Source organism: Aequorivita sp. IT1183 (assembly GCF_058068265.1).
Genome location: NZ_JBYRHS010000003.1, coordinates 124300 through 137087 on the forward strand (window position 1 = coordinate 124300; position 12788 = coordinate 137087).

14 protein-coding genes are annotated in these 12788 nt (G+C 35.5%); 12 read left to right on the forward strand and 2 right to left on the reverse strand.

The genetic code is table 11. The annotated features are described in order from the left end of the window. The first annotated feature begins 35 nt into the window (after nt 1-35). From AC3RVF_RS06195 to AC3RVF_RS06230, 8 genes are all read left to right on the forward strand, one after another. Nucleotides 36-1106, forward strand: coding sequence for an acyl-CoA reductase (locus AC3RVF_RS06195; RefSeq protein ID WP_489693001.1), 1071 nt, complete (start codon nt 36-38; stop codon nt 1104-1106). A 232-nt stretch (nt 1107-1338) separates the two neighbouring features. Then, entirely contained in the window at nt 1339-2406 is a 1068-nt protein-coding gene (serC, locus tag AC3RVF_RS06200) for a 3-phosphoserine/phosphohydroxythreonine transaminase (protein WP_489693002.1), read from the forward strand. A gap of 54 nt (nt 2407-2460) precedes the next feature. After that, nucleotides 2461-3417 carry a D-2-hydroxyacid dehydrogenase gene (locus AC3RVF_RS06205; protein WP_489693003.1) on the forward strand — a complete coding sequence of 319 codons (957 nt, stop codon included), beginning with the start codon at nt 2461-2463 and terminating at the stop codon, nt 3415-3417. Nucleotides 3418-3461: 44 nt separating this feature from the next. Next, complete coding sequence (locus AC3RVF_RS06210; protein ID WP_489693004.1) at nt 3462-4097, forward strand: DUF937 domain-containing protein; 636 nt, start codon at nt 3462-3464, stop codon at nt 4095-4097. 172 nt (nt 4098-4269) lie between these two features. Next, nucleotides 4270-4692: a DUF6146 family protein gene (locus AC3RVF_RS06215; RefSeq protein ID WP_489689804.1), complete on the forward strand. Its 423-nt coding sequence runs from the start codon at nt 4270-4272 to the stop codon at nt 4690-4692. Next, on the forward strand, nt 4689-4991 hold the full coding sequence (locus AC3RVF_RS06220) for a DUF6787 family protein (RefSeq protein ID WP_489693005.1): 303 nt from the start codon (nt 4689-4691) through the stop codon (nt 4989-4991). Before AC3RVF_RS06215 ends, AC3RVF_RS06220 begins: the two co-directional genes overlap by 4 nt. Then, nucleotides 4988-5317 carry a hypothetical protein gene (locus tag AC3RVF_RS06225; protein ID WP_489689802.1) on the forward strand — a complete coding sequence of 110 codons (330 nt, stop codon included), beginning with the start codon at nt 4988-4990 and terminating at the stop codon, nt 5315-5317. Before AC3RVF_RS06220 ends, AC3RVF_RS06225 begins: the two co-directional genes overlap by 4 nt. 48 nt (nt 5318-5365) lie before the next feature. Further along, the gene (locus AC3RVF_RS06230; protein ID WP_489693006.1) at nt 5366-7579 is read left to right on the forward strand and encodes a TonB-dependent receptor; all 2214 of its coding nucleotides are present in this window, start codon (nt 5366-5368) and stop codon (nt 7577-7579) included. 25 nt (nt 7580-7604) lie between these two features. On the opposite strand, the gene AC3RVF_RS06235 is transcribed toward AC3RVF_RS06230, so the two are convergent. Next, the gene (locus AC3RVF_RS06235) at nt 7605-7907 is read right to left on the reverse strand and encodes a hypothetical protein (protein ID WP_489689800.1); all 303 of its coding nucleotides are present in this window, start codon (nt 7905-7907) and stop codon (nt 7605-7607) included. Nucleotides 7908-7957: 50 nt separating this feature from the next. Then, complete coding sequence (gene folE, locus AC3RVF_RS06240; protein ID WP_489693007.1) at nt 7958-8557, reverse strand: GTP cyclohydrolase I FolE; 600 nt, start codon at nt 8555-8557, stop codon at nt 7958-7960. Between the two features lie 122 nt (nt 8558-8679). Here folE and AC3RVF_RS06245 point away from each other — a divergent pair, with 122 nt between their 5' ends. The 4 genes from AC3RVF_RS06245 to AC3RVF_RS06260 all read left to right on the forward strand — a co-directional run bounded on the left by AC3RVF_RS06245 (nt 8680) and on the right by AC3RVF_RS06260 (nt 12777). Then, nucleotides 8680-9342, forward strand: a complete 663-nt coding sequence (locus tag AC3RVF_RS06245) for an ABC transporter ATP-binding protein (protein WP_489689798.1) — start codon at nt 8680-8682, stop codon at nt 9340-9342. Between the two features lie 40 nt (nt 9343-9382). Continuing rightward, nucleotides 9383-10147 carry a TIGR02757 family protein gene (locus AC3RVF_RS06250; protein ID WP_489689797.1) on the forward strand — a complete coding sequence of 255 codons (765 nt, stop codon included), beginning with the start codon at nt 9383-9385 and terminating at the stop codon, nt 10145-10147. A gap of 134 nt (nt 10148-10281) precedes the next feature. After that, complete coding sequence (locus AC3RVF_RS06255) at nt 10282-11487, forward strand: sensor histidine kinase (protein ID WP_489689796.1); 1206 nt, start codon at nt 10282-10284, stop codon at nt 11485-11487. A gap of 93 nt (nt 11488-11580) precedes the next feature. After that, nucleotides 11581-12777: a sensor histidine kinase gene (locus tag AC3RVF_RS06260; RefSeq protein WP_489689795.1), complete on the forward strand. Its 1197-nt coding sequence runs from the start codon at nt 11581-11583 to the stop codon at nt 12775-12777. Nucleotides 12778-12788 lie beyond the last annotated feature (11 nt).

The window sequence follows — 12788 nt, forward strand, 5'->3', positions numbered from 1 at the left end:
ATTTAATGCCTATAAAGGGTAACACCAAAAGAAGTATGCAATTAAAAGACAAAATTAACGCTTTTATCAATTTAGGAAAATTTCTCCTTGAAATTGCCAACAATCCTGAACCTTTGGGAGAAGACAAAATAGAAATTTATAACATTCTGAAAAAGGCTGAAGCAGAAAATGGTTGGTTCAATCAAGAAAATATAAATTTTGCATTAAGAAGTTGGGGACAAGCGCTTTCGGAAGAAAACTTGACGCAATGGATTTCAAAATATAACTTTGAAGAAACCGATTCGGCATCGTCAAAAGCCACAGCGAATGGTGAAAAAACCGTTGCAATTATTATGGCCGGAAACGTTCCTTTGGTAGGTTTCCACGATTTTCTATCTGTGCTAATTACTGGGAATAAAGTTTTGGCAAAACTTTCATCTAACGATAAAGCGCTATTGCCATTTCTTGCAAACCATTTAATTTCTATTGAACCAGAATTTAAAAATTACATTGAATTTACAGAAGGAAGACTTCAAAACTTTGATGCTGTAATCGCCACGGGAAGCAATAACACGGCGCGCTACTTTGATTATTATTTTGGGAAATACCCGAATATTATTCGAAAAAACCGAAATTCAGTCGCGGTCTTAACAGGCAATGAAACTGAAGAAGAATTAATAGTACTAGCAGACGATATTTTCCGCTATTTTGGACTTGGCTGTCGCAATGTTTCAAAAATATACATTCCCGAAAACTACGATTTCGAACCGTTTTTTAAAGCAATGTACAGTTGGAAAGAAATAATTCACAATCACAAATACATCAACAATTACGATTATAACAAGGCAGTTTATTTAATGGATAGCTTTCCATTATTAGACAATGAATTTATGCTACTGAAGGAAGACACTGGCTTCTCCTCACCTATCTCGATAGTATTTTATGAAAAATATACCTCTTTGGAAAGTTTAAAAAAAGAATTGAAAAAGAACGAATTAAACATTCAATGTATCGTTTCGAAAGCAGAAATTCCAAATGAAATTCCTTTTGGAAAAGCCCAAAACCCAGAATTATGGGATTATGCCGATGGTGTAGATACTGTAGATTTTCTGTTGAAACTTGATTGATAAATAAATCATAATTACCACATTTTTAGCCTCATAATTCACATCTTTGTACTATGTTTTTTTCGAAAAAAAAATTGCTTCGAATTATAAATTCGAAACTTTTAAAAAGAAAAGCATCTATTAATAGTCAGTGAATTACTGTGCTATTTACAGTTTATGCGTCATAATTCATCAATTAGTAATATAAGATTGCGTTTTAAATGCACCTAGTTTTAACACTCAAATAACACCAATGAAAAAACATAATTTTAGTGCAGGACCCTGCATTTTGCCACAAACGGTATTACAAAAATCTGCTGATGCAATTTTAAACTTCAATAATTTAGATCTTTCTTTGATTGAAATCTCGCACCGCAGCAAAGATTTTGTTGAGGTTATGGATACCGCACGAAGTTTAGCCTTGGAGCACTTAGGACTTCAAAATAAAGGGTATCAAGCTTTGTTTTTACAAGGTGGCGCAAGTCTTCAGTTTTTGATGGCGGCATACAATTTATTAGAAAATAAAGCAGCTTATTTAAATACAGGAACTTGGAGCGACAAAGCAATTAAAGAAGCTAAAATGATGGGTGAAGTAGTTGAAGTTGCTACTTCAAAAAGTGAGAACTTCAACTTTATTCCTAAAAATTATAGCATTCCAAAAGATGCTGATTATTTTCATTGCACGAGCAATAATACAATCTTCGGTACGCAAATGCAGGAGTTTCCAGAAACTGAAATTCCGTTGATTTGCGATATGAGTAGCGATATTTTTTCGCGTCAGCTAGACTTTTCAAAATTCAGTTTAATTTATGCTGGGGCACAGAAAAACATGGGCCCAGCAGGAACAACACTTGTGGTTATAAAAGAAGATATTCTTGGTAAAGTTACGCGCGCTATTCCTTCTATGCTGAAATATCAAGTGCATATTGATAAAGAAAGTATGTATAATACGCCTCCTGTTTTTCCTGTTTATGTTTCTATGCTTACTATGCAATGGTTAAAAGATTTGGGTGGAATTTCAGCAATTGAAAAAATTAACAATCAAAAAGCAGCACTACTTTATGGCGAGATTGACAAGAATCCGCTTTTTCAAGGTTATGTAGCGAACAACGAAGACCGCTCTAAAATGAATGCCACCTTCAACTTAAAAAATGATGAGTTAAAAGCAACATTTGATGATCTTCTTAAACAAGCCGGAATAAACGGTTTGAATGGCCATCGCAGTGTTGGTGGTTACCGCGCATCTATGTATAATGCACTTCCGTTAGAAAGTGTGCAAGTTTTGGTAGATGTAATGCAAGCAGTTGAAAAGGGGGCGTAAAAGTCAATTTATAAAATACAACTCAAGAAAAAATAATAATAGGTTATAAAAGATATGAAAGTATTAGCAAACGATGGAATTTCAAAAAGTGGAATCGATGCTTTGGAAAAAGCAGATTTTGAAGTGTTAACGGTTCACGTAGCACAGGAGCAACTTCAGAATTACATCAATGAACACAAAGTTGAAGTGCTTTTAGTACGTAGCGCAACAAAAGTTAGAAAAGATATAATTGACAACTGTCCGACATTAAAAATTATTGGCCGCGGCGGGGTTGGAATGGATAATATAGATGTAGAATATGCAGTAAAGAAAGGCCTAGAAGTAATTAATACACCTGCAGCTTCTTCTGGTTCTGTTGCAGAATTGGTGTTTGCACACTTGTTTAGCGGTGTTCGTTTTCTTCACGATTCTAACAGGAATATGCCTTTAGATGGTGATACAAAATTTAATCAATTAAAGAAAAATTACGGCGGTGGTCGTGAACTTCGCGGTAAAACGCTTGGTATTATTGGATTTGGAAGAATCGGTCGCGAAGTGGCTAAAATAGCTTTGGGTTGCGGAATGAAAGTAATTGCAAGTGACCAAAAAGTTGGCGAAGCAGATATTACATTATCTTTTTATGACGGACAAGAAGTAACGTTAAAAGTAAAAACCGCTCCTATCGATAAACTTATAAAACACAGCGATTTTATAAGTCTTCATGTTCCTTCTCAATCTGGATATTTAATAGGAAAAGAAGAAATAAGTAAAATGAAGGATGGCGTAGGAATCGTTAATACAGCCCGCGGTGGAATATTAAATGAAAAAGCACTTTTACAAGCTATTGAAGAAGGTAAAGTTTCTTTTGCGGCACTCGATGTTTTTGAAAACGAACCAACCCCGTCTATTAAAGTGCTTATGAATGATGCTATTTCACTTACACCACATATTGGTGCAGCAACAGACGAAGCTCAAGACAGAATAGGAATAGAACTTGCAGAACAAATTATAAGTTTAATGGCCAAAGCATAATTATTTTTTTTATATTGGATCTCAATTAACTTAAATTCAACAGTATGTCTTCTATTTTAGATCTTCTTAGCAGCGATATGGGCAAGCAGCTTATTGGTGCTGCAAGTGCCAAAACAGGCCAATCTACAGAAAAAACTGCTAGCGTTTTAAGTATGGCGTTACCAGTTATTCTGGGAGCAATGCAAAAAAATGCTGCAACACCGCAAGGTGCTCAAAATTTAAATAATGCTTTAGAAGACAGTCGCCACGACGGCTCTATTTTAACTCAGTTGAGCGATTTATTAGAAAATAAAAGCGCTGACGGAAATCTAATGAAAGATGGGGCCGGCATTTTAAATCATGTGCTTGGTGGAAATCAGCAAAAAGTGCAACAAGGCATTAGTAAAGTTAGCGGTGTAGATGCGAGTTCGGTAGCAAAGATAATTCAGATGGCAGCTCCTATTGTAATGGGTGTTTTGGGTAGTCAAAAGAGAAAAGATAATGTAGATGAAAATGGAATCGGAGATTTATTAGGCTCCGTTTTAGGTAAAAATACGGATCACGACAGATCGCTTATTGAAACATTATTAGATGCTGATGGCGATGGAAGTGTAATAGATGATATTGCTGGAATGGTTCTGGGAGGAAATAAGAAGAAAGGCGGAATTGCTGGAATGCTAGGCGGTCTTTTCGGGAAATAAAATTCGAATAGAATAGTATATATAAATCGCCATCTCTTTTAAAATTGAGATGGCTTTTTTTTAATAGAAGCTTAAATACAACGGGCTTAATTTAACATTTCTTAACTTTGCAAAAATTCATTTTGATGAGGAAGGCAGCCGATGTATTTCTGAATCTTAAAATTTTAAACAGATGAAAAACCTCTTAATATTATTAGCGCTTTCAATCACAATATACAGCTGTGGTACCGGAAACAAAACAATTAATAGCAACACTACTTCAGAAGTTGCTGCTAACGACACCATTCGCATTGCAAATGATAGCCTTGAATACGAAATTTTAATTATAGAACCAGGTTTTGATTCTTGGCTTATTTCACAGCCACCACGCGGTTTTTACGGACAGTCGAAATTGGAATCTAAAAACACACAATTTGTTTCAGAATATAATTCGCGCGTTTTAAATCCAAATCAAAATTCGCGTAATTTATATACCGAGCGAATAAATTACGATATGGGCGTGGATTATGGATACGAAGTAAATTACCTTTTGTATAACTACTTTGTGTATTTTCAGGAAAAATACAATCAAAAATTTATAGGAGGAAGAAATTGAAAAAACTTAAACAACGTTGGAATATCGAAACCAACGGACAACTTTTTATAGTATTTCTGGTTTTTGCTATTACCGGAAGCTCCGCAGCTAAATTAGGATCACCAATCACAGGTGTTTTAGATATAACAAGAGAAATGGGATGGTTTATTTATTGGCCATTCAGAATTTTAATTATATTTCCAATTTATCAAGTGCTTCTCGTTTTTTTCGGATGGGTATTTGGACAATATCATTTTTTTTGGAACTTTGAAAAAAAGATGCTCCGCAGTATGGGATTAGGATTTTTATTTAAAAAATGAACGTTTTAAAAAAAAATATAATACAAATTTTTGCAGCCACGATCTTTTCGTTGGCACTGCTGTTTCCCTCGGCGATGCAAATTGTACATACCTTTGAAGACCACGAACACAAGGCTTGTACAGAGATTTCAACACACCTTCACGAAAAGCAACTAGATTGTTCTATTTGTGATTTTCACTTTTCAATATTTAATTTTACGCCAACAGAACTTCCTGCTTTTGTGGTGTTCCACAGTTATAATATAATTGAAACTGAATACTTAATTCCAGAATTAAGTTTAAATTCTATCCACTATTTCCTTCGAGGTCCCCCTTCTCTTTCTTGATTTTTAGACTTTTATTTAAATCATTATTATTTATTAAATCAAGAAAGCATGAAAAACTTACTCTGCTTGCTTGCGGTATTATTTGTATATACGGCGGCGAGCTCACAAAATTCCTTGACAGGAACTTTAACTTCAAAAATCACAAACGAACCATTACCCGCAACTGTTTATATTCCCCAACTTGAAAAAGGCACGGTTGCAGATTTTGATGGCAACTATATTCTGAACAATATACCCGACGGAAATTATAACGTAATTTTTTCTGCAATGGGTTTTGCTACGGTTTCAAAAAGGATGAATTTTTCCAACAATGAAAATGTATCGGAAAACCTTCAATTACAAGAAAGCGCCGTGGAAATGGAAGAGGTAATAATCTCAACACCTTTCCATAAATTACAAAGCGATAATGTAATGAAAGTGGAACGCGTTTCTATGGAAAATTTAAACGCTTCGGGCGCGGTTACGCTTGCAGATGGAATAAAAAACATTGCGGGTGTAAATATAATAAGCACTGGTACGGGGATCGGAAAACCAGTTATTCGTGGCTTGAGTTCCAATCGCGTATTAGTTTATGCGCAGGGTGTGCGTTTGGAAAACCAACAATTTGGAGACGAACACGGGCTTGGCATTAACGAAGCGGGAGTAGAAAGTGTTGAGGTTATTAAAGGCCCTGCATCACTTTTATACGGAAGCGATGCGCTGGGGGGAGTGTTATATTTAAATCCTGAAAAATTCGCCAATTCTGGAGAAACCCACGGCGATTTAAGCAGCACCTATTTTTCAAACACGCTTGGAACTTCATCAAATATTGGTGTTAAAACCTCAGGTGAAAAACTGAAGTTTTTAGCCCGTGGCTCCTACTCTACTTTTAGCGACTACAACACAGGTGCAGATTACCGCGTTACTAATTCACGTTTTAATGAAAAGGATTTTAAAACCGGACTGCAGTATTCTGGTACTAAATATAAGTCGACATTTCGCTATAACTACAATCGTTCCAACATAGGTATTCCCGAGGAAGTTGGCGAGCAAACGCGTTCAAAGGATTTAGAGCTTCCTTTTCAGGAAATTGACAATCACATTTTAAGTTTTGACAATACGCTATTTTTCAACAATTCTAGCTTGGATGTGAAAGCAGGATACTTGTTTAACGATCGTCGCGAATTTGAAGATGCGCTGGACGTGGCGGCACTTCGGCTTAAATTAAGCACGCTAAACTACGATGTTAAATATAACCTACCACAATTGGGCAATTTTGAAACTATTGTTGGTTTACAGGGAATGTTTCAAAGTAATATAAACGAAGGCGAAGAAATTTTAATTCCAGATGCAAATACAACAGATATTGGGGTTTTGGCAACTTCGCATTATCATCTGGAAAAAGTGGATTTGCAGGCTGGAATACGTTTTGACTCGCGAAAAATTGAAAGCGATGCCGCACGCAATGGAGCCGATGCAGATTTCATTCCAGCACTTAACAAAAACTTTACAAATTTTACGGCGGCTTTAGGTGCAAAATTAGATGTGATTGAAAACTTTTCAGCACGCGTTAATCTTGCCAGTGGTTTCCGAGCACCAAACTTGGCAGAGCTAACGTCCAATGGAGTTCACGAAGGCACAAATAGATATGAACGCGGAAATGTAGATTTGACTAATGAACAGAATTTTCAAGTTGATGTTGCTTTAGAATATAGAAACGAACATATTGAGTTTTTCGCGAATGGTTTTTACAATGCGGTGAATGATTATATTTTCCTATCGCCAACTAATGAAACTATTGACGACTCGCAGGTTTTCGATTATTTACAAGACAATGCTGCGCTTTATGGCGGAGAATTAGGTTTTCACCTTCACCCCCATCCGCTGGATTGGTTGCATTTAGAAAGCAGTTTTGAAACCGTAACCGGCAAATTAAGCAACGATGATTATTTACCGTTAATTCCTGCAAATTCGGTTAGAAATACATTTCGTGTAGAATTGAAAGATGGTGTTAGCAGAAAATCAAGTTCTGTATTTATTACACTTGAAAACACTTTCGACCAAAAAAATGTCAGCAATTTTGAAACTAGAACGGGCGGTTATTCGCTATTAAGTGCTGGCGTTGAAAGCAGTTTTCAACTTCAAAAGGTTTTGTTCAAAATAGGTTTGAACGGTACTAATTTAACAGACAAACAATATGTCTCGCATTTATCGCGCTTTAAACCAGATGGAATTTTTAATATTGGAAGAAGTATAAATGTAAACTTAAAAGTAGAAATTTAAAAAAAGCCCCAATTGGGGCTTTTTTTTATTCGTTTACTCGTATTTTGATAGTTCGTCGTGTGGGTTGTTTTTTCCAAACAAATGTATAGATCCACATAAGTGTAAAAGTTGGTACCACGTCTGTAAATGGTAGTATTTCTTCGAGAAATACAATTGCAGAAGCAACTTTTCCTTCGACGCCTTTATACATTTCAGACATTTTTTGGGCCGCAAATGGTGCCCATATTAAATCTAAAAATGGGCCTATTACAGGAATTACCATTGTGGCCATCCCAACTACGTCGTAAATAATGCCTTGACGGAGTAACTTATATTTTTCGTAATTCATTTTATGCGGTGTTTAATCAACTACTAAAGTGCAAAAAACATTCCATAAATTTAAGACAAATCGTTACTAATTAACTTTAAAAATTCACTTCGTGTTTCACTAGCTTCAAATTGTCCTCGAAATCCAGATGTAGTTGTTACGCTATTTTGTTTTTGAACTCCGCGCATCATCATACACATATGCGAAGCCTCTATAACTACCGCTACTCCCTTCGGTTTTAAAGTGTTATTGATGCATTCTAAGATATCGTGGGTTAGCCGCTCCTGAACTTGTAATCTACGTGCAAAAACATCGACCACTCGAGGTATTTTACTGAGCCCAACAATATAACCATCGGGAATATATGCTATATGCGCTTTTCCGAAAAAAGGTAAAATATGATGCTCACACAGCGAATAAAGCTCAATATCTTTAATAATTACCATATCGTGGTAAGATTCAGCAAACATTGCACTTTTCAGTATTTCTGCGGGATCTTGACAATTGCCCGAAGTTAAAAATTGCATTGCTTTTGCTGCGCGTTCGGGAGTTTTTACAATTCCTTCGCGATTTATATCTTCACCAATAGTAGATAAAATATTACTGTAGCTTTCAACTAAACTATCGGTTACCGGTTGTTCGTATTCTTCGAAATATTTATAAGAAGCCATTTATTGTTCTATTTAATAATATGTTTTCAAAAGTAGACAGTTAACTTGAAATAGAAACAATATAATCGATTGGATTGTATTATAGCACTATAAATGGTACTTTCACGCTTTAAATTTTTGCAATGATAGAAGCCCAAAATATTCATAAATACTACGACAATCTTCACGTTTTGAAGGGCGTTGATCTTCATATTAAAAAAAGTGAAATCGTTTCAATTGTGGGTGCTTCGGGTGCAGGAAAAACTACTTTGTTACAAATTTTGGGAACGTTGGATGCTTTTGACAAATCTAAAAGCAAACTAACCATAAACAATGTAAATATCGGCTCCCTTTCGGGGAAAAAACTAGCGCAATTTAGAAATGAAAATTTAGGTTTTATTTTTCAGTTTCATCAGCTGCTTCCAGAATTTACGGCTCTTGAAAATGTATGCATTCCTGCATTTATTAAAAATACACCCAAAGACGAAGCAATCAAAAAAGCGAAAGAATTACTTTCTTTTTTAGGGCTTTCACATCGCGAAGACCATAAACCCAACGAACTTTCGGGTGGCGAACAACAGCGCGTGGCAGTGGCGCGAGCACTAATAAATAATCCGGCAATAATTCTTGCCGACGAGCCCAGCGGAAATCTCGATACCGAAAGTGCCGAAAACTTGCACAACTTGTTTTTTAAATTGCGAGATGAGTTTGGGCAAACCTTCGTAATTGTTACACACAATGAAGAGCTTGCGAATATGGCCGATAGAAAATTGGTTATGCAGGATGGGAAAATAGTGAAACAGTAGTCAAGAATCAGTAATCCATTTTTGGCTGAGAATTTATAAAATGAATAAAATCCAACTAAAAGAATTTCTCGACGAAAAGGTAATTGTCTACAATAACCCAGATTTCATTGAAACGGATCCTATTCAAATTCCACATCTTTTCAGCTTAAAAGAAGATATAGAAATAGCAGGTTTTTTAGTGGCTACCATAGCTTGGGGAAACCGAAAAAGCATTATAAATAACGGGCATCGGTTGGTTGAAATGATGGGCAATTCGCCCTATGATTTTGTGATGAACTTTTCGGAGGAGCAATCAGATTCGCTTTCAAATTTTGTTCACAGAACTTTTAATAGTGGAGACCTTGTTTATTTTTTGCAAGCACTTCAAAATATCTATAAAAATCACGGTGGGCTGGAAAGTGTTTTTGCTAAAAATGCTGAAGAAAAGTCGATGCAACCTGCAATTCATAATTTCAAAAAAACTTTTTTTGAATTGCCACATGCGGCGAGAACACAGAAGCACGTGAGCGATCCTCTGAAAAATTCAGCAGCAAAACGTATAAACATGTTTTTGCGTTGGATGGTCCGTAATGACCAAGCTGGTGTCGATTTCGGAATTTGGAAAAGTATTTCTCCTTCCCAACTATCGTGTCCATTAGATGTTCACAGCGGCAACGTAGCAAGAAAACTAAAACTTTTGAATCGCAAACAAAATGATGCAAAAGCGTTGTTGGAATTAGATACTTCATTGCGAAAAATGGATGCTTCAGATCCAGTTAAATATGATTTTGCGCTATTTGGTTTAGGTGTTTTCGAAAGTTTTTGAACGTTTTTGAGTAAAACTTTAATCCATTTCACATAAATAATTTTTGTTTAACCATTCTTTATAAAAAGTTGTACATTTACAGTTAATCCTTAAGTGGCAAGCCTTTTGATGGTCTTAAAAAAATAAACACAACCTTGATTGAACCAAAATTCCCCGTTGATGAGCAGCAACGTTTAGCTGCTGTTCGTTCTTATCAATTACTGGATACTTTACCAGAAAAAGATTTTGACAACATTACCGCTTTAACGGCGAACATTTGTAACGTGCCTATTTCACTGGTAACGCTACTTGATGCAGATCGAAATTTTTTAAAATCGCACTACGGAATACCTTATAATGAATCAGCAAGAGATACTTCCTTTTGTGGTCATGCCATTTTAGATGAAAGCAATATTTTTATTGTAGAAGACGCAAGATTAGACCCCCGTTTTAAGGACAATCCTTTGGTTAAAGAGATGAACGCTATTTTTTATGCCGGGGTTCGTTTGGTAAATCCTGATGGTTATCCGTTGGGCACACTTTGCGTGTTTGATACTGTACCTAGAACGCTTAGCAAATCGCAGATAGACGCGCTAACTGCTATGGCGTATCAAGTTGTAAATTTGTTTGAAGCAAGAAAGCGTAACAGAACGCTATTAGCAGTACAGCTAGAATTGAGGGAGCGCAATGAGGAATTGAAGAATTTTGCCGGCGTAGTTTCGCACGATATGAAAATGCCACTAGCAAATATGATTATTACCTCAGACATGCTTCGCACTAAATATGGCCAGCTTTTAGACGATCAAGGTAAGGAATATTTGGAGTATATAAAACAATCTTCATTTACATTAAGCGAATACATTACTAATCTTTTAGAACATTATGAAAGCGATAAAACAGCTTCTTTGCGAAGTGAGCAATTCGATAGTCAAGATCTTTTAGAAGAAATAATAGAGTTATTAAATATAAACATAGACTGCGAAATAAACCTTCCCGAGGAGAATATTGAAATGCAGGCCAATAAAGTTGCACTTGAGCAAATTATACTTAATCTTATAGTTAACAGCCTCAAATACAACGATAAAGAAAAAATAAAGATAGATATAAATTGCACCGAAAAAGAAGGAATGTATTACTTCGAAATTGCTGATAATGGCATGGGTATTCCCAATAGTCAACTCGAAACGATTTTCGAATTATTCGTTACCAGCGGTGCTTTAGACAGAAATGGGAAAAAAGGAAATGGTATTGGACTTTCCACTGTAAAAAAATTAGTAACTAGACTCGATGGCGAAATAGAAGTTTCTTCTACTTTAGGATTGGGCACAACATTTAAATTTAGTGTCAAGAAATTATTGTGATAGTCCGCTTCAATATGCTATGTTAAAGAAGTACCACCTCTAACACATTTCAGATTATATTTACCTTCCATAAATAACAACGTTTTACTTTTTATGATTTCTCCTCAACTCCCCCAAAATGAAGATCAACGGATTGCCGAATTAAACCGGTATCATCTGCTCGACACACTTTCGGAGAACGATTATGACAATATTACTGAACTTATAGCAGCAATATGTGAGGTACCAATTTCATTAATTACTCTTTTAGATAAAGAACGAAACTTTTTTAAATCGCACACGGGTCTCGATTTTAATCAATCGCCGCGCAATATTTCCTTTTGTAGCCATGCCATATTATATTCTGATGAAATTTTCATCGTTGAAGACGCCACAAAAGATGAGCGTTTTAAAGACAACCCATTAGTTACTGAGTCTAAAGCTATATTCTACGCTGGGGTGCCTCTAATAACTTACAACGGCTATAAATTAGGTACACTGTGTATTTTCGACCATAAACCTCGGCAATTAACCGAGATACAGATTACCTCTTTAAAATCTTTGGCAAAACAAGTAATAAATCTTTTTGAGCTTCGACGGAATAACAGACAATTGATTGAATATCAAAAAGAATTGCAATCTAGAAATGAAAGACTCACCAATTTTGCGCACCTAATATCTCATGATTTAAAATCGCCTTTGGCAAACATTACTTCGCTTACACGAATGCTTCGCGAAGAAAATACCGAGGACCAATCTGAAGATTCAAAAATGTACCTAAATTATATTGAAGAATCCTCATTGACCCTCAAAAATTACATTAATGGTATTTTGAATTTTTACAAATCTGATGAATTATTAGAAGCCCAAAAGCAGGATATAGAGCTTAGTAAGCTCTTTGAAGAATTACAAGAAATTTTAATTACTGATGATACAGTTTTTGAATATCCCAAAGAAGGTATTTTAAAACATGTGAACAAAGCGGCACTTACCCAGATTTTTCTAAACCTGATTGACAATAGTTTAAAATACAACTTAAACGATAGACGACTAGTATCTATAAAATATTTTGATGAACCTAATTTTCATAAATTCACAATAAAAGACAACGGCATGGGCATCGATTTTGGTGTTCAAGAAGAAATTTTCAACCTTTTTAAAACCACAGGCATTAAAGATAGACACGGAAATGAAGGAACGGGCATTGGACTAGCTACGGTAAAAAGCTTGGTTTCTAAGCTTGAAGGAACTATTTCGTTAGAATCTGAACTTGGAAAAGGAAGTACCTTCACCTTTACTGTGCAGAAATAGCTATTATTACA